16 protein-coding genes are annotated in these 23,993 nt (G+C 56.3%); 4 read left to right on the top strand and 12 right to left on the bottom strand.

The window, feature by feature from the left end; translation table 11 throughout:
- Positions 1-72: 72 nt before the first annotated feature.
- From GF423_RS04165 to GF423_RS04155, 3 genes are all read left to right on the top strand, one after another.
- A complete protein-coding gene (locus GF423_RS04165) occupies positions 73-1,038 on the top strand; it encodes a CDP-alcohol phosphatidyltransferase family protein (protein WP_154327200.1) in 966 nt (321 codons plus the stop codon).
- Positions 1,025-1,723 (top strand): HAD family hydrolase, encoded by a 699-nt coding sequence (locus tag GF423_RS04160; RefSeq protein ID WP_154327199.1) that lies wholly within the window; start codon positions 1,025-1,027, stop codon positions 1,721-1,723. The genes GF423_RS04165 and GF423_RS04160 overlap by 14 nt, the downstream gene beginning before the upstream one ends.
- 318 nt (positions 1,724-2,041) lie before the next feature.
- The gene (locus GF423_RS04155) at positions 2,042-2,464 is read left to right on the top strand and encodes an RlpA-like double-psi beta-barrel domain-containing protein (protein WP_154327198.1); all 423 of its coding nucleotides are present in this window, start codon (positions 2,042-2,044) and stop codon (positions 2,462-2,464) included.
- 186 nt (positions 2,465-2,650) lie between these two features.
- Here the strand turns inward: GF423_RS04155 and GF423_RS04150 are convergent, their stop codons facing one another.
- The 4 genes from GF423_RS04150 to GF423_RS04135 all read right to left on the bottom strand — a co-directional run bounded on the left by GF423_RS04150 (position 2,651) and on the right by GF423_RS04135 (position 11,049).
- Entirely contained in the window at positions 2,651-3,880 is a 1,230-nt protein-coding gene (locus GF423_RS04150) for an AAA family ATPase (RefSeq protein WP_154327197.1), read from the bottom strand.
- Between the two features lie 559 nt (positions 3,881-4,439).
- On the bottom strand, positions 4,440-7,106 hold the full coding sequence (locus GF423_RS04145) for a valine--tRNA ligase (RefSeq protein ID WP_154327196.1): 2,667 nt from the start codon (positions 7,104-7,106) through the stop codon (positions 4,440-4,442).
- 71 nt (positions 7,107-7,177) lie between these two features.
- A complete protein-coding gene (locus GF423_RS04140; RefSeq protein WP_154327195.1) occupies positions 7,178-8,413 on the bottom strand; it encodes a penicillin-binding transpeptidase domain-containing protein in 1,236 nt (411 codons plus the stop codon).
- A gap of 209 nt (positions 8,414-8,622) precedes the next feature.
- Positions 8,623-11,049 (bottom strand): GumC family protein, encoded by a 2,427-nt coding sequence (locus tag GF423_RS04135; protein WP_154327194.1) that lies wholly within the window; start codon positions 11,047-11,049, stop codon positions 8,623-8,625.
- A gap of 530 nt (positions 11,050-11,579) precedes the next feature.
- On the opposite strand from GF423_RS04135, the gene GF423_RS04130 reads away from it, so the two are divergent.
- Positions 11,580-12,887, top strand: coding sequence for an inositol-3-phosphate synthase (locus GF423_RS04130; protein WP_154327193.1), 1,308 nt, complete (start codon positions 11,580-11,582; stop codon positions 12,885-12,887).
- A 183-nt stretch (positions 12,888-13,070) separates the two neighbouring features.
- Here GF423_RS04130 and GF423_RS04125 read toward each other — a convergent pair whose 3' ends face one another.
- The 8 genes from GF423_RS04125 to glpC form a co-directional block, all read right to left on the bottom strand.
- On the bottom strand, positions 13,071-14,849 hold the full coding sequence (locus tag GF423_RS04125; RefSeq protein ID WP_154327192.1) for an endonuclease: 1,779 nt from the start codon (positions 14,847-14,849) through the stop codon (positions 13,071-13,073).
- Between the two features lie 38 nt (positions 14,850-14,887).
- Entirely contained in the window at positions 14,888-15,970 is a 1,083-nt protein-coding gene (gene rlmN, locus GF423_RS04120) for a dual-specificity RNA methyltransferase RlmN (protein ID WP_154327191.1), read from the bottom strand.
- A 191-nt stretch (positions 15,971-16,161) separates the two neighbouring features.
- Positions 16,162-17,145 (bottom strand): hypothetical protein, encoded by a 984-nt coding sequence (locus GF423_RS04115; protein WP_154327190.1) that lies wholly within the window; start codon positions 17,143-17,145, stop codon positions 16,162-16,164.
- Between the two features lie 117 nt (positions 17,146-17,262).
- On the bottom strand, positions 17,263-18,498 hold the full coding sequence (locus GF423_RS04110; RefSeq protein WP_154327189.1) for a porin: 1,236 nt from the start codon (positions 18,496-18,498) through the stop codon (positions 17,263-17,265).
- Between the two features lie 141 nt (positions 18,499-18,639).
- The gene (locus GF423_RS04105; protein ID WP_235911632.1) at positions 18,640-19,506 is read right to left on the bottom strand and encodes an HAD-IIA family hydrolase; all 867 of its coding nucleotides are present in this window, start codon (positions 19,504-19,506) and stop codon (positions 18,640-18,642) included.
- Between the two features lie 132 nt (positions 19,507-19,638).
- Entirely contained in the window at positions 19,639-21,144 is a 1,506-nt protein-coding gene (locus GF423_RS04100; protein WP_154327188.1) for an MFS transporter, read from the bottom strand.
- Between the two features lie 55 nt (positions 21,145-21,199).
- Complete coding sequence (locus tag GF423_RS04095) at positions 21,200-22,591, bottom strand: MFS transporter (RefSeq protein ID WP_154327187.1); 1,392 nt, start codon at positions 22,589-22,591, stop codon at positions 21,200-21,202.
- Positions 22,592-22,736: 145 nt separating this feature from the next.
- On the bottom strand, positions 22,737-23,990 hold the full coding sequence (glpC, locus tag GF423_RS04090) for an anaerobic glycerol-3-phosphate dehydrogenase subunit GlpC (RefSeq protein WP_154327186.1): 1,254 nt from the start codon (positions 23,988-23,990) through the stop codon (positions 22,737-22,739).
- Positions 23,991-23,993 lie beyond the last annotated feature (3 nt).

Genomic DNA, 23,993 nt, shown 5'->3' with positions numbered 1-23,993 from the left:
TAATTCTCCCCTCTGTTGCACACAGTCCCTCTCCTCACTCAGCACGTTTTACAGGAAACTATCAAAATCGACATGACTCTTAAAGAATTGAAACAAGAATACAAGGCTTCGCTCAAGTCGTCGGATACCGAGGAGCACATCGATCTGTTCTTCTACCGCCCGATGGGCTTTGCGTGGGCCAAGTTTTTCGAGAAAATGGGTGTCACGCCCAATGTGGTCACCATCCTGTCCATTTTTCTGGGCGTGGCTGGCGGCGTGTTGCTCTACTTCGGCAACGGCCCGTTGCGCTGGCTCAACTATGTGGGCATCTTCCTCATCATCTGGGCCAACACCTACGACAGCGCCGACGGTCAGCTGGCACGCCTCACCAAGCAGTATAGCCGTGTGGGACGCATTCTCGACGGCCTGAGCGGCGACTTCTGGTTTGTGGCCATCTATTTTGCCCTGGTGTTTCGCGAGCTCAACTACGGCGACCTGTGGCCTGGCACTTTCTTCACGCAGCACAGCTGGGTGATATGGGTGCTTGCCGTGGCTGCCGGCGGCTGCCATGCCAAGCAGGCTGCCATGGCCGACTACTACCGCCAGTTCCACCTCTACTTTCTGAAGGGCAAGGAGGGCAGCGAGCTCGACTCGACCAGCGCGCTCGACAAGGACTATGCCGCGCTCTCGTGGAGCGCCAATTTCATGGCTAAGCTCACCCTCTTTTTCTACCGCAACTACACGGCCAACCAGGAGGTGATGACTCCCGTCATGCAGCGCCTGCGCCGTGAGCTCAGGAGCCGCTATGGCGGCGACGAGGTGCCCCGCAGCTTCAGGGATGCCTTCCGCAAGCAGTCGCTGCCGCTCATGAAGTTTACCAACATGCTCTCGTTCAACACGCGCATCATTGCCATGTTTATCTCGGTCATCATCGACATGCCGTGGCTCTACTTTGCCTTCGAGCTTGTGGTGCTCAACCTCATGATGGTGTACATGATCGTGAGCCATGAGCATCGCTGCCGCACACTGCTTAAGGAATTGCAAGATGGAAAATATTGAAGGCATCATTTTTGATTACGGTGGCACGATCGACAGCCGTGGCGTGCACTGGAGCTGGGTGATATGGGACGGCTACCGCCACGCCGGTGCCGGCCTGAGGCTGGAGCAGTTTCGCGAGGCCTATGTCTACGCCGAGCGCGAGCTGGCCCGCGTGCGCCACATCATGCCAGGCGACAACTTCCACGACCTGCTCGTGAAGAAGATGGCCATCGAGTTTGACTATATCGAGCAGCAAGGCTGGCTCGAGGGCTGTGCAGCCATGAGCCGGCAGGTGGCCGACTATTGCTATGAGCGTGCTCGCGATTGCGTCGACGAGGCGCGGCCCGTGCTCGAGTACCTGCACGGCCGCTATCCCATGATGCTCGTGAGCAACTTCTATGGCAACATCGACAGCGTGCTGCGCGACTTCGACCTGCGGCGCTACTTCAAGGGCATCATCGAGAGTAGCGTGGTGGGCGTGCGCAAGCCCAATCCCACGCTCTTCAAGCTGGGTGTTGACGCCCTTGAGCTCCCGGCAAGCCGTGTGCTTGTGGTGGGCGACAGCTTGAAAAAAGACATCCTGCCTGCCGAGTCGCTGGGCTGCGCCACGCGTTGGCTCAAGGCCCGCGGCTGGACCGATGCCGAGGATAGCACCACCCACCCCGGCATTATCGCTTCGCTTGCCGACCTCCAACGCGAGTTTTAGAGTGCTGTGCTGCTTTCTCATCCAGCCGAGATGGCAGGATGAAAATGATACATGACTGTTAAAATATTTCACAATTTACGCTTGTAAATCCTGTGCGTAATTACATATTTTAACAATGGTAAATTTTTCGGGGATTTCTTTATTTATAGGGCCTCATGGCAGGTTGAATTGGCAAAAAAGTGGGGTGAAAATGGAATAACGTTTTTTACGTTAAAAGTTAAAGTTTCGATAATTGTGTTCATTATCAATCAGATAGCTTAATTTTGCAAAGTCAGAATGAAAATTAATGACATTTTTTAACCCGCAAAAGTTAGTAAAATGAAGCAATTATTCGTAATCCTGATATCTATCATCGGCCTTGCTACTATGGCCCAGGGGCAGTCGCACGACGTGTATGCCACAATGTATTATGCCACGCGTGGCGGTTGCACAGCAAGCGGCTCGCGTGTTGTCCCCTCCAAGGTGAAGAGCGGCGAGCACCGCTGGGTGGCCCTCTCGCGCGACCTCTTCAAGGCAGGCTACCGCATGGGCGACACGATTGTCGTGACCAGCGCCAACAACTCCTTTGTCAACGGCTACTGGGTAGTCAAGGACAAGATGGCCGGCCGCCGCAAGATCGACTTCCTGGTGCACCGCAGCGACGCGCGCAAGTTTCGCAATGGCAGCGTGACCATACGCAAGATGGACGACAGCGACGAGATGGTCGTGAAAGACGGCGAGCTCATCGTGCAGAACAATTAATTGAGCTGCTGCATCGCGTTTTAATTTGATAGAAAAAAAACAAAATCAGCCTGTAAAATCAGGAACAGGCACATTCAAGCAACCAAAAGCATCCCGCAGGGTACAGCAACCACTCTGCGGGATGTTTTCGTTGTGATATATGACTGCCAGGAGGCTCTGCGCCCATAGCCTCTGTCTATTCGATGATTAATGCTGCTCATAACCTTGACTTTGCAATGCGTAGTTTGGGTTGCCGATGATTGGAGTGGCACCGAATTTCCCTAAAAGATAGTCACGCTCAAAAGGCGCATTGCTGCGCACCTTGTATTCCGCAAGCGAGAAGAGCCGTGATGCACCGTATATGTCCTTCTGCGTGAACCATATCTGATCACGACGGAAAAGATGGGAGCTGAGCAAATTGGTATCGTGGGTGGTGAAAATCAGTTGCGCGTTCCGAGGATTGGTTGTTGCATTGTTGAAGAGACCTACGATGTGCTCCAATAGTGTTGGGTGGAGTTTTGCACCAAGCTCGTCTATGATAAGCCTTGTACCCGCGTCAAGGGCATGAAGGATGGGATAGGCGAAAGAGAAGTACTTGAGCGTGCCTTCCGATTCGTTCACCTCAAAGGGAAATGAGACGTCACCAGTCTTATTGCCGTCATTGTCAAACAGTGCATGGGTACTCACAAGACGATTGTTGACCTTTTCGATGTCATCAAGACCAAGGTCGGCGAATTGCGAGAACGCCACGATGCGCCTTCTCATATTCGGATCATCAAGATGCTTGAGCGCATCCTTCCATACATTGGTCTCGTCTTGGTCGCTAAGGCATTGCGTCTCTCCCAGCCAACGGATAAGCGAGACTGCCGTCGGGTCATTGAACTGTGCGAGGGTGGAGAGAAGCAGCGCGTTGTCCCTAATCATTTTCTTATTGACGAGCTCTTGCGCCTGGCTGTATTTCGCATGGACGTTGAACAGCCCATTCTCCCGATAGAACAGTTCTATCTCCTTAGAGCGTGGTTTGCAGGCTTTCCTGTAAAGCCACTCCTTGCAGACAGCGGTAGGTGTCACCTCAAAACCATAACGAAAGATGCTGCCTTCTACGGCCATCACCATTTCCATCATGCTCGGTTCTTTCGCAGAGGCAGCATTCAGACGGTATGGTTCTACAGAAATCTGCTCGTCCGACTGCAAAGCCTTGAAAGAGTTGAATACAAAGTCTTTGAAAAAGTGAAGTGCTTTGATTAAATTGGACTTGCCCGAAGCATTGGCTCCGAACACTACAGCACTTTTTAGAAGCTTAAGGTTGATACCATCCAGTTCAAAGGAAGCACCGTTGGCTTCTGCCTCGGGTTCCCTTAAAGATGTAGCGGCAAGAGATAACGTCGCCGGCTCTTTGAAAGACAGATAATTTGCGATAGAAAATTGAATTATCATAACTTAAAGCCTATATTTGTGGTTTTTCTGCAAATATGGCTGTTGTTTTTCAATAATCCAAATTTTAAATGCATTATTTTTGTAGTACCACAATTCCTTTGGGAGCGAACCTACATTGTTATACTTTGGGAAATTCCTGACTAACCCCACATGATAGTCAACCATTATGTAGGAAAATCTTATTCAGTTATCCGACTTACGAGTAGAGCAACTGCATTGCAGTGCAGTTTCTTTATCGACAATAAAACGTCTTTTTTATCTGTCTCACAATATGTTATCGTTGGATTGTTAATTACGTCTGCATTGCAGTGCATATAGTTTTTTTCTTCAATTTTTTTCGCGAGTTCAATTGTTTTGTCTCGGTTGGGCACTTTATTGTTCGTCGTCTTTTTGGCTGTGAGAGCCCCGCTTGTGCGCCTTTCTCGTGGGCTGCATGTGGCCGTGGTGGAAAAAACAATCGCTGGAGGGCGGCTTGTGCCAGCCCTCCAGCGATGTGGTGAGTGCCCGGTTGCAACACATGCTTGCGGCCTGTTGCAGCATGCGGGGCGGGGAAGTGAGACTATTTCTTCAAGGCGTCGATGCTCTCTTGCAGGGTCTTGATTTTGCTCAAGGCATCGGCCTGCTTCTTGCGCTCGTTGTTGACGACGGCCTCGGGAGCGTGAGCCACAAATTTCTCGTTGCTCAACTTCTTCTCCACGCTCTTGAGGAAGCCCTGCTGGTACTCGAGCTCGGCTTCGAGCTTCTTGAGCTCCTGGGCCACGTCGATGTTGCCCTCGAGCGGCACTTCATACTCGGTGGTGCTCACCATGAAGGATGCAGCCGTGGCGTCTTTGGTCGCAGTCTCCCCAATCGACTCGAGGTTGGCCAGCTTCTCGACCACGGTCTTGAACGGGTTGGTCCACTTGCCCACGACGAGCAGCTTGAGCGCGCTCTTGTTGGGCACGTTCTTGCTCAGGCGCACGCTGCGCACGCCCGAAATGATCTCCTTGGCCTCGTTCATCTCGTCGAGCAGCTTGCGGTCGACCTTGCCGCCCTTGGGCAGTTGGGCGAGCATGATGCTCTCGCCGTCGTGGCGCTCGGTGATGTGCTGCCACAGCTCCTCGGTGATGAAGGGCATGAAGGGATGCAGCAGGCGCAGCAGGATGTCGAAGAAGCGCAGCGTGGCCTCGAGCGTGGCGCGGTCGACGGGCTGCTGGTAGGCTGGCTTCACGATCTCGAGATACCAGGCCGAGAACTCCTCCCAGAACAGGCGGTACACAGCCATAAGGGCCTCGTTGAGGCGGAACTTGGAGAAGAGGTCCTCGACCTCGGCGAGGGTGCTGTCGAGCACGTTCTGGAACCATTGCACGGCTATCTTGCTGTGCTCGGGCTGCTCGATGTCGGCCACCTGCCAGCCCTTGACCAGGCGGAAGGCATTCCATATCTTGTTGTTGAAGTTGCGGCCTTGCTCGCACAGCGAGTCGTCGTAGAGGATGTCGTTGCCGGCAGGAGCTGCCAGCATCATGCCCATGCGCACGCCGTCGGCGCCATAGCGGTCGATGAGCTCGAGCGGGTCGGGGCTGTTGCCCAGCGACTTCGACATCTTGCGGCCCAGCTTGTCGCGCACGATGCCGGTGAAGTACACGTTTTTAAACGGCTTGTCGCCCATATACTCGTAGCCGGCCATGATCATGCGTGCCACCCAGAAGAAGATGATGTCGGGGCCGGTCACCAGGTCGCTGGTGGGGTAGTAGTATTTGATCTCGGGGTTGTCGGGGTGGCATATTCCGTCGAAGAGCGAGATGGGCCACAGCCAGCTCGAGAACCAGGTGTCGAGGCAGTCCTCGTCTTGGCGCAGGCTATCGAGGGTCACGTCGGGGTCCTTGGCCTGTGCCAGCTTCAGGGCTTCTTCCTTGGTCTCGGCCACGACATAGCCGCCCTTAGGCAGGAAATAGGCCGGGATGCGGTGCCCCCACCACAGCTGTCGGCTTATGCACCAGTCCTTGGTGTCGGTCATCCAGTGGCGATAGGTGTTGATGTATTTCTTGGGTACAAAGTTGATGTCGCCGTTCTCCACAGCTGCCAGGGCGGGCTTGGTGAGGTCGCTCATCTTGAGGAACCACTGCATCGAGAGCTTGGGCTCGATGGGCACGTTGGTGCGCTCGCTGAATCCCACCTTGTTGTCGTAGGCCTCCACTTTCTCGAGCAGGCCTGCGCTGGCCAGGTCTTTCTCTATCTGGCGGCGCACGTCGAAGCGGTCCATGCCCACATAGAGGCCTGCAGCCTCGCTCAGGGTGCCGTTGTCGTTGAAGATGTCGATGCTCTCGAGGTTGTACTTGTCGCCCAGCATGTGGTCGTTGGGGTCGTGGGCCGGTGTCACCTTGAGGCAACCGGTGCCGAAGTCGATGTCGACATAGTCGTCCTCGATGACGGGAATCTCGCGGCCCACAAGCGGCACAATCACGTGCTTGCCCTTGAGCCAGGTATTTTTCACGTCGTTGGGGTTGATGCACATGGCCGTGTCGCCCATGATGGTCTCGGGGCGGGTTGTGGCCACCACGGCATAGTAGCCCTTGTCGTCGCGGTGCAGGATGTTGCCTTCGTCTTTCTTGGCCACGTCGTCTTGCTCAACCACGCGGTATTTCAAGTAGTAGAGCTTGCTGTGCTCGTCTTTGTACACTACCTCCTCGTCGCTCAGGGCAGTGAGGGCCTTGGGGTCCCAGTTCACCATGCGCACACCGCGGTAGATGAGGCCCTTGTTGTAGAGGTCGCAAAACACCTTGATCACGCTGCGCGAGCGCACCTCGTCCATGGTGAAGGCCGTGCGGTCCCAGTCGCAGCTGGCGCCCAGCTTGCGCAGTTGCTTGAGGATGATGCCTCCGTGCTCGTGGGTCCAGTCCCAGGCGTGCTTGAGAAACTCGTCGCGGCTCAGGTCGGTCTTCTTGATGCCCTGTTGGGCCAGACGGTTGACCACTTTGGCTTCGGTAGCGATCGAGGCGTGGTCGGTGCCAGGCACCCACAGCGCGTTTTTGCCTTCCATGCGCGCGTGGCGTATGAGGATGTCTTGTATGGTCTCGTTGAGCATGTGGCCCATGTGCAGCACGCCGGTGACGTTGGGCGGCGGAATGACGATAGTGTAGGGCTCCCGCTCATCGGGGACCGACCTGAACAGGTGGTGGTCCATCCAGTATTTATACCATTTGTCTTCGACCTCTTTAGGATCGTACTTTGTTGCTAAAGTGTTCATAAAACCACTATATTTTAGATGTTTCTGTTACCTGATGCAAAAGTACAAAAAAAATCACACTTTCGCGTTGTCTATTTGCCACGGCTTGGCCGCGGGACTGCTTTCTTGGGCTCGCTCTGTGCCTGAGCGGCAAAGAGGCGCTTGGCTGCCAGGCGCGAGGCACGTGCCTGCGAGGCCTTGCTCAGGCTGCCCTTGAGATACTTCTCGACGATGAGGGCCGCGATGGGGGCTGCCAGGTCGGCACCGAAGCCGCCGTGCATGATGTAGACGGCCACGGCAATCTTGGGCTGGTCCATTGGGGCGAAGCCTATGAAGATGGAGTGGTCGTGACCTGCGTTCTCGGCCGTGCCGGTCTTGCCGCACAGCGTGAAGGCGGGCGTGTTGACGGCCGCGGCTGTGCCGTGGGTCACGGCCTTGCGCATGCCCTCGACCACGATGGGGTAGAAGATGGGGTTGATCTCGGTGTCGTGCCGTGTGGAATACTGCTTGTAACTCGATGCCGTGAGCTTGTGCACGTGGGGCGTGATATACCAGCCGCGGTTGGCAATGGTCACGGCCAGGTTGCACAGTTGCAGCGGGGTGGTGAGAATGTCGCCCTGGCCCATGCCCACCCACATGATGGTGCGCTCGTTCCAGCGGCCTTTGTAGCGGCGGTTCATGTAGTCGACGTCGGGAAGCAGTCCGCCGCGCTCGCCTGCGATGTCGATGCCCAGGGGGCTGCCCAGGCCCATGCTGCGCATGTAGCTGTTCCACATGGTGAGGGCTTCGTCCTGGCTGGCATAGTTCACGCGATCGGCTATCATGGCCTGGAAATAGGTGAGAAACCACGTGTTGCACGAGTAGGCAATGGCGTCTTTGAGCTTGATGGGCGACATGTGCTTGTGGCAGCCCACGTGTGTGCCGCCGAAGGTGCCGCCGCGCTCACACACCACGGCCGTGCCGGCGTCGACCTCGTAGCTGGTGAGCAGGGTGAGGGCCTGGGCTACCTTGATGGTGGAGCCTGGCTCGAGGGCGCTGGCGATGGCCATGCCCACGTTTGGGCCGCTCGGTGTGTTGGTGGCCAGGCACAGCACCTCGCCGTTGGCCGGATTGATGGCCACAATGCTGCCTTGCTTGCCCTTGAGCAGGCTGAAGGCCAGCGACTGCAGGCGGGAGTCGATGGTGAGGTTGCTGCCCGTGAGGGCCAGCGGGGGCCTTGCTGTGGCAGGTTGCTGCTCCTGGCCAGGTTCGAGTTGTGCGCTTGCTACAGTGGCGATGGCTGCGATGGCGCACAAGAGCAGTAGGCGTTGTATTGTGTTGATGGGCATGCTTGGTTGTTGTCGATTGAGCGTTGTGACGGGTGTAAAGATAACGGTTGTGCTTGTGTTTTTTTCTCTTCAATCTGGCCGGCGCTGCGGCTTGCGGCACAGGCGGGAATGCGCGCTCTGGAATTGCAATTGAGGCATCTTCTTGTGCAGGAGATGCCTCGGTGTGCTGTATTTGGCGTGTGGCTGTGCCCTTTGGGCTAAGCTCGTGCTCAGGCCTTGTTGCGGTTCTTCTTGCGCCTTGACTTGTCGCTGGGATCGTCTCCGTAGCCATAACCGTAACCGTAGCCGTAGCCATAGCCGTAACCGTAGCCATAACCGTAACCGTAGCCGTATTTCTTCGACTTGAGCTTTACGCCATTGAGCAAGACGGTGAGATTCTTGATTTTCTTCTCGTCGCTCATGCGCTGCAGGTCGTCGAGGAAGCGCTTGTCGATCTTGCCCTCACCCACGATATAGATGGTGAGGTCGACATAGCGGTTGATGATCGAGGCGTCGGCAATCATGCCGAAGGGCACGGTGTCGAGCACGATGTAGTCGTAGCGGCGGCGCAGCTCGCCGATGAGCGTCTTGAACTCGCTCGAGAGCAGCAGCTGTGTGGGGTTGGGCGGGATGGCGCCTATGCTTATCACGTCGAGGTTCTCGCTCAAGTCGGTCTTGGTGATGATGTCGTCGAGATTGGTGATGTTGTCGGAGAGGTAGGCTGTCACGCCCACGCCGTTGGCCCGCAGGCCGAAGTACTCTGAGAAGCGGCCTTTGCGCAGGTCAAGGTCGACAGCCACTACCCGCTTGCCGCCATAGGCGCAAGTGAGGGCCAGGTTGGCGGCCACAAAGCTCTTGCCCTCGCCAGGCATAGTCGAGGTGAGCTGCAGCACCACGCCGGTGTCTTGTTTAGGCATCACATAGTCGAGGTTGCTTCTCACGATGCGCAGTGCCTCGGTGATGCGGTCACGGCCGGTCTCGGTCACCACCAGCTCCTTGCCTTTCTGGTCTTTGCGTTTCTCGGGCAGGTCGCCCAGTATGGGTATGTTGCAGTTGTCTTCGATGTCGCGGCGGCTGTGGATGAGGGTATCGAGCGAGCGTATCCAGAACACGAGCAGCAGCACGAATGCCGGCAGCACGAGGCCCAGCACGACGCCGGCCGACACGATCGAGGTCTGTTTGGGGGCAATCTGGCCTATGCTGTAGGGCTTCTCCACCACCTTGGCATTGGGCTCGGTGATGGCCAGCTGCAGGGCGTTTTCCTCACGCTTGTTGAGCAGGTAGAGGTAGAGTTGCTCCTTGATTTGCTGCTGGCGGGTGACCTCGCTTATGGCTTTCTCCTGATTGGGTACCGAGGCAAGGCCGCCGGTGGCGGCATTCTCCTGCGAGTGAGCGCTGGCAGCCTTCACGCGCAACTGGCCTATGTAGCCGCGCAGCGAACGCACGATATTGTTGCGCAACGTGTTGAGCTGGTTGTTCAGGTCGATCATCACGGGGTTCTCGGCACTCGACGTGGCTGCTATCTTCTGGTACTTGAGCATGGCCTCGTTGTAGGCCGTGATTTGGTCCATGAGGCCTGCGTTGTTGAGGCCGGTGTTGCCTGGTATGAGCTCCTTGCCAGCCATGTGCTGGATGTGGGCAAGCATGTCGTTGGCGATGCTCATCTGCAGGTCGGCGTCGTTGGCGTTGTTCACATATTGGATGGTGCTGCTCGGGTCGCTGTAGATGGTGGCATTGGTCGAGCCCACCTTGAGCTGTGCGATGCGGCTGTCGACGCCGCTCAAGTCCTTGGAGAGCGAGGCGATGCGGTTGGCGATGAAGCTCTCGGTGCTGCGTGCCACGCTGTTCTTGTCGTTGAGAGCGTTTTGGTTGTAGAGCGTGATGAGGGTGTTGAGCACGTCGGTGCCCAGGGCGGCGTTGTTGGTCTTGATGGTGAGGTTCACGATGTCGGAAGCCTGGTCGGGATTCTCGGCGGTGAGGCTGGCCTCAAGACCGGCGGCCACAGCGTGGACTGGTCTCACCTTGGCCACGACGGTAAAGCCCACGTATTGCTCGTTGTAGGTGTTGGTCTTGATGATGGCTACCGGCCCCACTGCGGTGTTCACCTTGTTGCCGAAGCGGCCACGGTGCCACGAGCCGTCGTTGATTTTGTACTGCAGGTTGTCGCCGCCCTTGGGCACGATGGTCATGTCAAACGAGGTCACCTTGTCGCTGAGCGGGGTGATCTCGAGCGGGCTCGACTTGTAGCAGTTCACGTCGCGCAGGTACACATGCCCGTAGTACTGGATGTTGAGTCCCAGCTGTTCCACCACCTGCTCCATGAGCGAGGTGGCTTTGATCTTGTAAATCTCGTTGGCAATCGAGTTCTTGCTGCCCGAGAGGTCGAGATCGGCAAACACCTGTTGCTGGCTGCCTTGTGGCTTGTAGGAGTCGTTGATGATTATGATTGAGGCCGATGCGCTGTATTGCTGCATCTGTGACTTGGCATACAGGAAGGCCAGGCAGCCCACGGCGATGACTGAGATCACAAACCAGTACCAGTTGTGCAAGCAGGCACTCAGAAAATCGCGCATCGAGATGGTTGCATTTTTCTTTGTTTCCTTGCGATTAGGACTTGTGCTGGCGGGTGCACCAGCGCTCTCTTCTACGATCTGCATGATTGATGTGTATATACTATTTTTTTCAGTTCAATTATTATAAGCTCGTTGTCGTTGCATGTTGCGCCCGTCGTGGGCACAATTATTTGGGGCAAAGGTAGTGATAATTTTTTGTATTTCAGCTATTGAGGCTTCGGTTTTTTGCCTCCCGTTTTCGTGCCGTGGGCGGCTGCGGGCTGGAGGGGGAAAGGAACGGTGCCGCCCGCCGGCAGCCAGCCGCTTGATATGTAAAAAAGTGTTTCGTGGGCTTTAGTTGTGCCAAAATAGGGAGTTTTGGGTGTTTTTGTTTGCAAAATAGCCGATGTGCGATTAACAAAACTTAGTTTATATTGCCAGTTAAATACGTGGATTTAAAATAAATTACATAATAAAGGGTTTTAATAGGAGAATTTAACTAAATATTAGCATTAAAAAATTTTTTTGTTTGGGAAAAGGTACTAATTTTGCCACGTCTTTCCCCTTGGCGGGGCAAGAAAATGACTATAAACGATAACAGAATACATTAATCTATCAAAAATAGCTTACAAATTATGGCAAATTCAAATGTAAAACCTGCTACAGGTAAACTTGGCATCATGGTAGTCGGATTGGGTGCCGTGAGTACAACATTCATGACTGGCGTGCTGATGGTGCGCAAGGGTCTGGGCAAGCCCGTGGGCTCGATGACCCAGTACGACAAAATACGCGTGGGCCGCGGCGCCGACAAGAAATATCTGCACTACAAAGATATCGTGCCCCTGGCCGACCTCAACGACATCGTGTTTGGCGCTTGGGATGTGTATCCCGTCAATGCCTATGAGAGCGCATGCAACGCCCAAGTGCTGCAACCCAAAGATATCGAGCCAGTGAAAGATGAGCTTGTCAACATCAAGCCCCTCAAGGCTGCCTTCGACAAGAACTATGCCAAGCGTCTCGATGGCAACAATGTGAAAGACTGCAAGGACCGCTGGGACATGGCTCAGCAGATACGCGAAGACATACGCAACTTCAAGAAGGAGAATGGTGTGGACCGCGTGGTTGTGCTCTGGGCCGCTTCGACCGAGATTTACGTTGCCCCCGACATGAAGTATCACGGCACACTGGCTGCCCTCGAGGCTGCCATGAAGGCCAACGACACCGTGCACATCGCCCCCTCGATGTGCTACGCCTATGCCGCCCTGCAAGAGGATGCTCCATTCATCATGGGCGCCCCCAACACCACCGTCGACATTCCTGCCATGTGGGAGCTTGCCGAGGAGAAGAAACTGCCTATCGCCGGCAAGGACTTCAAGACGGGCCAAACGCTGGTAAAGAGCGGTTTCGCCCCCATCATAGGCACGCGCTGCCTGGGCTTGAACGGCTGGTTCTCGACCAACATACTGGGCAACCGCGACGGTCTTGTGCTTGACGAGCCTGCCAACTTCCACACCAAGGAGGTGTCGAAGCTCTCTACCCTGGAGTCGATCCTCGTGGCCGACAAGCAGCCCGACCTGTACAGCAACTACTACCACAAGGTGCGCATCAACTACTACCCGCCGCGCAACGACAACAAGGAGGGCTGGGACAATATCGACATCTTCGGGTGGCTCGGCTATCCCATGCAGATCAAGATCAACTTCCTGTGCCGCGACTCAATACTGGCTGCACCCTTGTGCCTCGACCTGACACTGCTCATGGACCTTGCACACCGTGCAGGGCGCTATGGCATACAGCGCTTCCTGAGCTTCTTCCTCAAGGCGCCCATGCACGACTATACCAAGGATGAGGTGCCCGTCAACCACCTGTTCCAGCAGTATGTGATGCTCAAGAACGCTCTGCGCGAGATGGGCGGCTATGAGGCCGACGAAGAAATTGATTAAACATTTCGGTTTCCTTAAAAACATCTTTTTACCTCTATGAGAGCTGCCCTCTGTGCAGGAAGGCGGCTTTCTTCTTGCCACAACATCGCGGCCTCGGGCTGCGGGCAAAGTGCCAAGCGGGCTGCCCTCAATGTGGGGGCAGCCCGCTTGTGTGTCATTGCTCGCGCACGCGTGGGGAGAGTGTTATTGCTGCTGCAGGATGATGACGTTGATACCCGTCACGTCGCTCACGTCGTAGCGGCCATTGCCGTCGACGTCGGCATTGGCCTCGACAAACGGCGAGGGCTCATGGCCCAGAATCTTGTTGATGAGCGTGGTGGCATCGGTGATGTCGACACGGCCGTTGCCGTCGGCGTCGCCCGGCAACAGGGTCGTGCCCGAGGGCAGATGGGTGCGTATCACGTTGCTCCAGCCCGACTCGCCGCCGGCATACACTGCCTTCACCTTGTAGTCGTAGACGGCGCCGCTCGCGAGCGAGGTCACCTTGTAGCTGGTGCCGGTGATGCCGGTCACGGTGCGGGTGGCGGTGTCGCCTGTCTCGACGGGAGCCTTGCTCGCGGCGTTGCCGCGATACACCTTCACCTGCTTGAGCAGCACGCGCTTGCCGGTGGTGGTGTTCTCTATCCTCACCTTGTTGTCGGCACTGGCGTTGCCCTTGAGCACAGCTGTGTACACAATGTCGCCCGCCGTGAGCGTGAAGCTCTGGCTGGCGAGCGTGTTGCCCTTGGCGTCGACAAGGCTCACCTGCATGGGCACGTTGCTGTCGGAGCCGTAGGCCTTGGCAGTGACTGCCACAGTAGCCACGCCGGCGCTTGCCGCAAGGTCGATGGCCGGGCTGGTCACGCTGCCGTTGCCCTTGCCGGTGCCCAGGCGCAAGTAGCCGTTGTCGTTGTAGTACTTGCCTCCCGTGGTCCAGGTGGTGGTGCCCTTGCTCATGTCCTCGTCGAGCAGCAGCGAGCTTGTGCCAGGGGTCACGGGCGTGGTCGTGGTGTCGACCTTGCTCACGAGCAGCGTGTAGCTTGTGGCGCCCTTGGCAGCGGTCCATGCGGCAGTGAGCGAGGTGCTGGTCGAGTCGATGGCCGGGAGTGCTGTGGGCGTGACGATGGTCACAGTGGCGGTGTCGCCGTTTTCCTGCCAGGCGGTGCCTATCTTGTTGCCCCACACATATTCCACCAGCTCGGGGTGGTCGACATAGGGGTTGCGGTTCTTCTGAAGGTCGTAGACGGCATCGTTGCGCTCGCGCTCGCGCTCGCTCACGGGGTCCTCGCGGTCCCACTTGAGCAGCATGGCGATGTACCAGTCCTTGTACACCGGGTAGCTGTTGCCGGCGAGCACGGCAGCGGCGTTGCTGTCGTTGCCCGGCCACGAGGCAATACGGTTGTTGTAGCAGGTGGCCATGTAGAAGTAGATGCGGGCAAAGTCGCCCTTGTACTCGTCGTCGGGTTCCCACACCTTGCCGCTGTAGCCAGTGGTGGTGCAGGTGCCCAGGCGTCCCTTGGCCCTGTAGCTGCCGTTGGTGAGGCGTGTGCCGCCCTCGCACTCGCCAAAGGGGTAGTTGCCGCGCTGGTTGTTGACATAGCCGTCGGTGGGCACCACGTGAAACAGGTCGGTCTTCATGGGAGTGGCCTTGGCAAACCAGCTTTGAGGAAACGAGTGCTCGCGGTTGTAGCTGTCGCCTATGTTGGAGTAGCTGGCTCCCTGCTTCTGGCCGTAGAGGTATCGCACGTTGCTGTACATGTCGATGATGTAGCCCTCGCTGTCGCAGTCGGTGGTCTTGTAGGCTGTCCACAGGCCGCTATAGCTTATCGACGTGTGGCTTGAGATGATGTTGTAGAGTGCGCTCAGCAGGGCCTGCCCGGTCTTGCCCTGGGCCTGCTGGTAGTAGCCTGCGGGCTGCTTGGCTGCCAGAGCCATACTGGTGACGGCAGCACAAAGCAACCACAGTGTAATTGCTCGCTTCATTTCTTTTAGGTTATGGTTATGGATTAAAAAAAGTGATGTTACTTTGTTGTGTTGTTGCTCTTGCTGTTGTCCTTTTTGGCCAGGTCTTTCACCTTGCCGGCCAGCATGCCGCAGGCTGCCGAGATGTCCTCGCCGCGGCTGCGGCGTATTGTGCAGGTGATGCCGTGCCCGTTCAGGTAGTCGCGGAACTGGGCCATGCGCTCGTCGCTGCTGGTGCGCAGCTTGGGCACGCCCGGTATCATGTGGTAGCGTATGAGGTTGACCCGCACGTGCTCGTTGGGAATGATTTCACGCAGGGCCTCGGCGTGCTTGATGTCGTCGTTGAACCATTGCCACATGATGTACTCGAGCGAGAGGCGGCGCTGGTGGGCAAAGTCATACTCGCCCAGCATCTCGAGCACCTCCTTTATGGGATACACCTTCTCGATGGGCATCATCGAGCCGCGCTCCTGGGCGATGGCGTTGTGCACGCTCACGGCGATGTGCACCTGGGTGGTCTCGACCAGCTGCTTGAGGGCGGGTTTCACGCCCACTGTCGACACGGTGATGCGCTTGGGGCTCCATGCCAGCCCCCACGGGGCCGTGAGTATCTCGATCACCTTGAGCACCTCGTCGGGGTTGTCGAGCGGCTCGCCCATGCCCATAAACACCACATTGGTGAGCTGGCTGCTCTCGGGCACGCTCAGTATCTGGTTCACGATTTGGTTGGCTGTGAGGTTGCCGTGATAGCCCTGGCGGCCGGTCATGCAGAAGTAGCAGTTCATGCGGCATCCCTTCTGGCTCGAGATGCACAGCGTGGCGCGGTCCTCGTCGGGGATGTAGACGCTCTCGATGCTCTTGTCGTCGCCCGCTGCAAAGAGGTACTTGACCGTGCCGTCGGCGCTGCGCTGGGCGCTCTCGGGGCCGTAGAGGCCCACCTTGAAACGCTCGGCGAGCTTCTGGCGGTTGGCTTTGGAGATATTGAGCATGTCGTCGAAGCTCGACACGCGCTTGACGTAGATCCAATCGGCGAGTTGCTTGGCCACAAATTTTGGCATTCCGAGCTGTGAGCTCACCTCCTGCAGCTCTTGCAGGGTCATGCCGGCAAGCGGCTTGAGTTGTTTGGTCTTGATGACTTGCATAATTGTTTTATTTTTAGCGGACTGCAAAGTTACTTAAAATTCTCGACACGTGCACTCACTCGACGTGCACAATTGCATCTTTTTGCCGTGGCCGCACATGCCTCCCGGGTGTGCAGGGCGCAAAAAAAAGGCCTGAGCGCCGTAGCGCCCAGGCCCGTATTGTAGTGAGTCTATGAGAAGAGGATTAATCCTTATTTGATTTTCTCATACACATACACCTCGTGGATTTCGCCCGTGTAGCCTTCCTCCTTGAATGGGCCTTGGCTCATACCCAGGATGATCTGAGTGCCACGGTTGTTGAGCACCAGCAGGTCGTCGGTGTTGGGATCAACGGTAAGACCCTCGATCTCGCCGCAACGACGGAAGCTCTTCATCTCCATGAACAGAGTGAGAGGACGTGCAAATGCGCCAGCTGCGATGAGGCCCGTGCGAGTCACAACCTTGCCTTTGGCATCGGTCTTCACGTTCCAGGGGTCTTTCTTCACAGGCTCGGTACCTTGCTTGAGACCGAAGTAGGGAGCACCCGAGATGTCGGCCTTGTAGATGTTGTCGGGGATTTGGTAAGTCGACTCACCATCATCGGCCGAGAACAGCATCGTACCGTCGCACACATAGATACCTTGGCACCAGTAGGGCTCAGGACGGCATTGCATCTTGGTGTAGTACTTCTTGGTAGCCAGGCTGTAGGCATACACATAACGGCTGTCAACCCAGTCGCTCAGCCACACGAGGCCTTGCTCACGGTCGACTGCAACACCCGAAACCTCGACTTGGCCCGACTCGGGCGACCAAGGAATATCCTCGATCCATTGCAGAGTCTTGGCGTCGTAGATCGAGACGCTGATGTTCTCGCCACGGCCCAGGTTGAAGTGCTCGTTGCCGGTATATATCTTGCCGTCGTAAACGTCGATGTCGCCAAAGTGGTTGGCCAGCTCAGGATGAGGGAACAAGCCGTCTTTGTCGGTCTTTACACGCTTTTGCACCAGGTTCCAGTTGTGGTCAAACTTGTAGAGACCGCGGGTGTCGGAGATGTAGAAATAATCCTTATCGGCTGCGACGCCCTGACGTCCGGGAACTTGAACCACCTTCTTGAGGCGATACTCTGTGCCCAGGTGCTGTGCATAGGCTGCTGTGCCTAAGCAACACACTGCTAAAAGAATTAATAACTTCTTCATAATAGAAAATGTTTTTGGTTAAAAAAGTTAATTAATAGAATAATGAGAGTTTTATAGTTTGAAATCTATGAACTTGCGTTGTTCAAACTCCAACGTGTGAGTGTAACGGTGCCCCGATTAGAAGCAGAAACGACCCATGAGTTGGATCTGGTTGCGGCCGCTGTACTCCTCGCCGTTGCTGGTGTACTGCTTGTCGTTGAAGAAGAAGTGATGATAGTTGAATTGAATCGTCACGTTCTTGAACAGTTGGTAGTTCACACCCACCAGGATACGGTTGTAGTTGTAGTTGGCATTGCACTTTTGGATGGTCTCGCCGTTGGGGTTCACAGTGTTCTGCATCTTGTCGCGATACATGTCCCAGCGCACCATGGGCAGCCACTTGCCTGCGTGATAGCCAGCCAGCACATAGGCGCCTTGCTCGTCGAGACGCTTCTGGCCGTCGACTTTAGACTTGAGCAGGCCATACTCGGCGCGCAGGTCGATGCCTTGAGGATCGTTGTACCAAGCGCCCACCACGAAGCGGTGCATAGGGTTGTACTTGCTGCCGTCGGCAATCTTGGAGTTGTCTTTGTACTTGCCGTAGTTGTAGGTAGCCTTGATGTTGAAGAACTTCACGGGGCGCACAGTTGCACTCACATAGAAGTCCTTGGAGCTGTTGTCGTCGTCCTTGCAAGGAATAGAGCCGTTGGTCAAGGCCAGGTCGTAGTGCAGGTAGCGGAAGCCCTTGCCACTGTCGAAGAGATCACCCATCAGCATCACGCCCAGGTCACGGCCGTAGTCGACAAAGTTGTACTCATAGGGGTTGCGGCATGCCATGCGGTAAACGATGTTGGAGAAGTCAACAGTTTCCAGGGTCTTGGGCGAGATGTCGTAGTTCTCATAGCCCAGAGGAGTGTAGAATTGACCGGCGCGAATCTTGAACTCGGGCATCACTTTCCAAGTTGCAAATGCGTCCATCACTTGCAGGTTCTTCTGACCGTTGCCGTTGGTAGAGCCAGCGATGCCGTTGAAGGCCTCGATTTGCAGGCGGAAGTCTACCTTCTCGCCCACCTTGCCGTCCATGATCAAGCGCAGGCGCTTGGCTTGGAACGAAGAAGTGGCGTGAGAGTTGTCATAGCTGTCCTGTGCCCAGTTCCAACCTGTCTGCAGGTAACCAGATATCTTGGGCATGTTGGCCAGGATTTTCTCCCATGTAGATTTCTCTTGGGGAGCCGGAGTGGCCTCGGCAGTTGGCTCGGCAACTGCTGCTGTAGTGGGTTGCTCAGGTGTTGCAACTGCAGCTGCATCCTCGGCATACATTGCGGGTGCCGACATGACTGCACAACCTAATAATAATGAGAAAATTTTTTTCATAATAAAAATTGTTAATAGTTAAACTTTGATTATTTTATAACAAAACTGTAAATTTTTTTTGCTTCAAAAAGTCCCTTCAGGTTTTACCTTACAAATATAGAGACATTTTTTTCAAAACGAAAGAAAATTAAAAAAAAATTTCTAAATTTTTCTTGATTTTTCCAGCAGTTGGCCGAAAACCTCGATATTCAGGGCCGTCAGGTCGGGATTGGGATCGTTGGCCAGGGCTGTCTCGAGCGTGGTCTCGCCACTGAGCACCAGCACGCCCAGGCTGCCGGCGTTTTGGGCGGTGGCCACATCGGTGTAGATGCGGTCGCCCACCATGGCTATCTCGTCGCTCTTGAGGCCGTACTTGTCGCGTATGCAGTAGAGCATGTTGGGGTTGGGCTTGCCTATCACCACGTCGGCCTTGCGCTTGGTGGCTCCCTCGATGCACTTCTGCAGCGAGCCGCAGTCGACCAGTATGGTCTCCTCGTCGGTGGGGCACACCCAGTCGGGGTTGGTGGCGATATAGGGTATTTCGGGTTTCGATGCCCACCAGGCGGCGCGGCACAGGCGGCTGTAGACGAGCGTGGTGTCGAAGGCCACCACCAGCAGGTCGGGGCGGGAAGCAGCATCGTCGGCACACAGCTCGAAGCCTGCCTTCACAAATTCCTCTTGCATGCTGGGCGTGCCCAGGGTGAAGAGGCGCTTGGCCTTGGGGTAGTGCTGCTTGATGTAGTCGATGGTGGCCAGCGAGGAGGTGTACATCTGCTCGTCGGTGGCTTTGATGCCCAGCCGCTCGAGCTTGAGCAGGTAGTCCTTGTGGCTCTTGGTGGGGTTGTTGGTCAAGAACGAGTAGGTGATGCCGTTGCGCGTGAGCGTGTCGAGAAACTTGTGGGTGTAGGGAAACAGGGTCGAGCCCATGTAGATGGTGCCGTCCATGTCGAGTGCCACGTGCTTTATCTTGCGGCACCACTCCATGAGTTTCTCCTCGCCCAGCGGCGACATGTATCTGTCAAATTTCATTTTTCTTTCTTTAGGTTTTCTGTTACAATATTGTGACTTTAAGTTCAGTCGAGTGCAATCACCCTCCCGGTTGCGGGGAGGGTGAGTTGTGGTTGCAGCGGCAGGCCGCGAGGGCCTGCTGCATGGCGGCGATTAATCCTCGCTGTCGTAGTCGATGCTGTTGGCACGTGCGTAACCGTCGCGCGGAGCCTTCCACATCGAGATGAGCACGAGCATGCCGATGAGTGCCACGACAATCATGGTGCCAAACACGGCTGCCCAGCCATAGGCGTCGGCCACATAGCCCACGATGAGGCCGCTCAGGCCGCTGCCCAGATAGCCCAGGATGCCGGCGATGCCGTTGGCGCGTGCACTGGCCTCCTTGGTGGCCTGGTTGCCCAGCTCGATGCCGATGAGGGCCTGCGGGCCGTAGATGCAGAAGCCGGCGCACATGAGCACGATCGAGATGTAGAGCAGGTTGTTGACGTGCATCGTCACCATGGCAAAGAAGATGGCCATGAAGATGGCAGCGCCCAGCATGCACACCACGCAGGTGTGGTGGCCCTTGCCCTTGAACACGTGGTCGGTGATGTAGCCCCACGACAGGGTGCCGATGATGCCTGCGATCTCAAAGCCGGCAGTGGTCCATGCTGCCTTGGCAATGTCGAGGCCGCTGGCCTCGGTCAGGAACTTGGGTCCCCAGTCGAGGATGCTCATGCGCACGATATATACAAAGAGGTTGGCGATGCAGAAGGTCCACACCCAGCGGTTGGTCCACACCATCACTTTCTCAAATTTTGCCTTGGCCTTGGGGTTCTTGCTCTCGGTCACCTTGAGCTTGGTGCCAGGCAGGTCGGGCAAACCCACCTCCTTGGGCTCGTCGCGCAGGCAGGTGAACAGAAAGACTGCACCGGCCAGTGCCAGGCAGGCCGGAACCCAGAAGCACCACTTCCAGGCGCCGTAGTGGGCGGCATAGGAGAGGGCCTTGGTGGCAGCGTCGGCCACGTCGTTGTTGGTCAGGTTGGCCGTGATGGCTTTCACCACCTCGGGGTGGTTGCTCATGTCGGTGCCCAGCGAGCCCATGATGGCGCCGCACACCACGACGGCCAGGGCTGCTCCCACCGAGTGCGAGCAGTTCCACACACTCATCTTGGTGGCCAGCTGGCTGGGGTGTATCCAGTGCGGCAGGATGCGTGCGCATGGAGGATAGCCCATACCCTGGAAGAACTGGTTGAGGATGATGGTCACACCCATGATCAGAATAAACATGTTGATGAAGTCGGGACCGTTGTAGGTGCCCGTGATCATTGTGCTCAGGTTGGCGCCGGCACCGAAAAAGAAGTTGCTCACGGCGCACAGCAGCAGGCCCAGCGACATCACCAGGCGGCCCTTGTACTTGTCGACGGTGTAGCCGTTGATGAAGCGGGAGAAACCATATACCAGCGAGCCGGCAAAGATAATCCAACCGAAGCTCTTGTTGGTAATGCCATACTCGGCAGTGATTCCAGGCATGGCCACACTCATGTTTTTGCGCACGAAGTAGAAGAGGGCGTAACCTATCATGGTCACGATGATGGTCTTCCATTGCCAGCTCAGAAATCTCTTGCGGTCTTTGCCCAATGAGGCATAGACGTCAGTTTTTTCTTCTTCTTTTGACATAGTTTCGATATTTAAAAAGATGTAATGTTAATGAAGTGTCGTTCTCTATTATTGATTATTTCCTCTTCTTGCCACCCACGAGATATTGCTCCTCGCGGTAGGTGAGGCCCATAAACAGGATGGCCATCAGGCAGGCGATGATGAGCAGCGCAAAGGTCCAGCTCCAGCCGGCATTCTCGGCCACATAGCCTATCACCACGTTGGCCAGCAGGGCGGTGCCCAGCACATAGCCCATGAAGCCCGTGAGACCGGCTGCGGTGCCGGCAGCGTTCTTGGGAGCCAGGTCGAGTGCCTGCACGCCTATGAGCATCACGGGGCCGTAGATGAGGAAGCCTATGGCGATGAGGCAACCTATCACTACATAGAGGTTGTCGAGGTTTTGCCAGTAGATGAAGATGGCCACAGCCACCAGGGCCATAAACAAGATGGTGGGTAGGGCGCGGCGGCCGTGGAACACGTGGTCGCTGAGCCAGCCGCAGAAGATGGTGCCCGGTATGGCGGCAAACTCATAGGCAAAGTAGGCCCAGCCGGCACTCTTGATGTCGATGCCGCGCTCGGTGAGAATGGTGGGTGCCCAGTCGAGACAGCCGTAGCGTATCATGTAGACAAACACGTTGGCCATGGCGATAAACCACAGAAACTTGTTGCTGAGCACGGTCTTGAATATCTCCTTGCTCGAGATCGATTTCTCGTCGTTCTCTTTGTAATTCTTGGCATAGTTGCCGCTCCACTTCTCGATCGAGGGCAGACCACACGATTGCGGTGTGTCGCGTATCAGGCACCAGGCAATGATGGCAATCAAGATGGCTACCGCAGCCGGGAAGGCATAGGTGCCAATGAGGAAATAGTACTTGGCGTTGGCGCCGTAGAACCACGAGCCAAACCAGGTGGCGCCGTAGGCAGCCATGGGGCCCACCAGCGCGCCGCCCACGTTGTGGGCGCAGTTCCAGAAGCTCATCCAGGTGCCGCGCTCCTTGATGCTGAACCAGTGTGTCATCACACGGCCGCAGGGAGGCCAGCCCATGCCGTTGAACCAGCCCACCAGGAAGTTGAGCACGCACATGAGCGCGATGGCTGCACTCTTGTGCTCGGCGCCCAGCCACTGGACGGGGGCAATCATGAAGAGCATCGACACGGCGGCGCACACAAGGCCCAGGGGCAGGAACTTGCGGGCATCGCTGCGGTCGCTGATGCTGGCCATGATAAACTTGGAGAAACCGTAGGCAATGGCATTCATCGAGAGCACGATGCTGAGCTCGCCCTTGTCGAAGCCGAAGGGGGCAAGTGCCGGTATGGCCATCGAGAAATTCTTGCGCACGATGTAGAAGCCGGCATAGCCGATGAAGATGCCCAGAAACACCTGCCAGCGCAGTTTCCTGTATCTGGCGTCGGCCTCGGGGCCGGTTTGCTCGGGCTTAAATGCCGGGGGAGTTAGAAAATTACTCATAGTGTGTTATGTGTTATGTATTTTTTTTGTTAATAATAGTCAGCTTCAGAGGGGGGGTGGCCGGCTGTGTGCAGCCCTGTAAAAGAAGATGCTCACCTGCGGCTGTCCACTTTGAGGGGCGGCGGGGTGAGCTCTTGCTTTTCACTTAGCTGTTGAGCGCGATGGTTTTTTCCACATCGAGGGCGTCGGCCAGGATGCTGATGGGATTTTCGACGGGCACGCCAGTCGACATCTCGATTTGCCACTTGCAGGTCTCGCAGTCGGTCGACACGCAGTCGACATGGGCGTTTTTGATTTGCTCAAAGAGCGGAGCGCCTATCTGCTGCGACGTCTCGTAGTTCTCCTTCTTGAATCCATAGGTGCCGGCAATGCCGCAGCACATGCTCTCGAGCATGACAAAGTCGATGCCGGGCACCATCTTCAGCAGCTCGGTGCTGTATACGGTCCAGCCCATGCGCTCCATGTGGCAGGCACTGTGGTAGGCGATGCGCCGCTTGTAGTCGGGCTTGAAGGCCAGCTTCACCTTGCCCTGGTCCACCAACTGGAAGAGGAAGCGGGTCGCCAGCATCACCTGGTCGCGCACGCTGCTGTTGTCGATGCCCAGCAGGTGGTCGTACTCGTCCCTGAGGGTGAATGTACAGGTGCTGCTCGTGGTTAACACAGGGCGACCCTCGTCCTGAACCGATTTTTTAATAGAGTTGATGTTTATGTTGGCATGCTTGCGGGCCTGGTCATAGAGGCCGTTGGCAATCTTGGCCACGCCGCAGCAGCGTTCTTTCTCGAGCAGATGCACGCCGTAGCCCACCGCATTCATGATTTTCACGAAGTCTTGCCCCAGCTTGGGGAAGTTGTAGTTTACATAGCACCCGTGGAAGTAGCTCACGTGCTTGCTATACTGGTCCTGGCTGGCCTGCGCGTTGCGCTTGAACCACGTCTCGAAGCGCTGGTTGGTGTAGGCCGGGAAGGTGCGGTGCTTGTCGACGCCTATGGTGCCGTGCATCAGGCTCTTGGTGAGGCCCCAGGCCAGGGTGGTGTTCACAATGGGGGCAAAGCGGTTGGCCATGGTGCCCACAAAGTCGGTGCTGGCCAGGATGCGGTCGCGCAGACCTGGCTTGTGCTGGCTGTATTGCATGCGGGCCGCCTGGATGATGTCGCCCACGTTCACATTGCTGGGGCAAGCCACCTCGCAGCGCTTGCAGTTGAGGCACTTCTTGAGGCTCTCGTCGAAGAACACGGGGCTCTTCAGGCGGTAGCGCTCGCCGTCGGGGCCGGCCTGCTTGGGGCCGGGATAGGTGGGGTTGACCGCTGCCACGGGGCAATATACTGTGCATATCGAGCACTTCAGGCATTGCTCGAAGTTGAATATGCTCTTGCTTTCAATTTGAGTTTTGTTAGCCATGAC

The sequence above is a fragment of the Sodaliphilus pleomorphus genome (genome assembly GCF_009676955.1).
Classification (GTDB): domain Bacteria; phylum Bacteroidota; class Bacteroidia; order Bacteroidales; family Muribaculaceae; genus Sodaliphilus; species Sodaliphilus pleomorphus.
This window is presented reverse-complemented; position numbering and strand designations above follow the sequence as displayed.

Excerpts from the sequence above, each read along its gene's own strand:
- GF423_RS04165 (WP_154327200.1), top strand. The coding sequence starts at position 73 with ATGACTCTTAAAGAATTGAAACAAGAATACAAGGCTTCGCTCAAGTCG.
- GF423_RS04160 (WP_154327199.1), top strand. The coding sequence starts at position 1,025 with ATGGAAAATATTGAAGGCATCATTTTTGATTACGGTGGCACGATCGAC.
- GF423_RS04155 (WP_154327198.1), top strand. The coding sequence starts at position 2,042 with ATGAAGCAATTATTCGTAATCCTGATATCTATCATCGGCCTTGCTACT.
- GF423_RS04150 (WP_154327197.1), bottom strand. The coding sequence starts at position 3,880 with ATGATAATTCAATTTTCTATCGCAAATTATCTGTCTTTCAAAGAGCCG.
- GF423_RS04145 (WP_154327196.1), bottom strand. The coding sequence starts at position 7,106 with ATGAACACTTTAGCAACAAAGTACGATCCTAAAGAGGTCGAAGACAAA.
- GF423_RS04140 (WP_154327195.1), bottom strand. The coding sequence starts at position 8,413 with ATGCCCATCAACACAATACAACGCCTACTGCTCTTGTGCGCCATCGCA.
- GF423_RS04135 (WP_154327194.1), bottom strand. The coding sequence starts at position 11,049 with ATGCAGATCGTAGAAGAGAGCGCTGGTGCACCCGCCAGCACAAGTCCT.
- GF423_RS04130 (WP_154327193.1), top strand. The coding sequence starts at position 11,580 with ATGGCAAATTCAAATGTAAAACCTGCTACAGGTAAACTTGGCATCATG.
- GF423_RS04125 (WP_154327192.1), bottom strand. The coding sequence starts at position 14,849 with ATGAAGCGAGCAATTACACTGTGGTTGCTTTGTGCTGCCGTCACCAGT.
- rlmN (WP_154327191.1), bottom strand. The coding sequence starts at position 15,970 with ATGCAAGTCATCAAGACCAAACAACTCAAGCCGCTTGCCGGCATGACC.
- GF423_RS04115 (WP_154327190.1), bottom strand. The coding sequence starts at position 17,145 with ATGAAGAAGTTATTAATTCTTTTAGCAGTGTGTTGCTTAGGCACAGCA.
- GF423_RS04110 (WP_154327189.1), bottom strand. The coding sequence starts at position 18,498 with ATGAAAAAAATTTTCTCATTATTATTAGGTTGTGCAGTCATGTCGGCA.
- GF423_RS04105 (WP_235911632.1), bottom strand. The coding sequence starts at position 19,506 with ATGAAATTTGACAGATACATGTCGCCGCTGGGCGAGGAGAAACTCATG.
- GF423_RS04100 (WP_154327188.1), bottom strand. The coding sequence starts at position 21,144 with ATGTCAAAAGAAGAAGAAAAAACTGACGTCTATGCCTCATTGGGCAAA.
- GF423_RS04095 (WP_154327187.1), bottom strand. The coding sequence starts at position 22,591 with ATGAGTAATTTTCTAACTCCCCCGGCATTTAAGCCCGAGCAAACCGGC.
- glpC (WP_154327186.1), bottom strand. The coding sequence starts at position 23,990 with ATGGCTAACAAAACTCAAATTGAAAGCAAGAGCATATTCAACTTCGAG.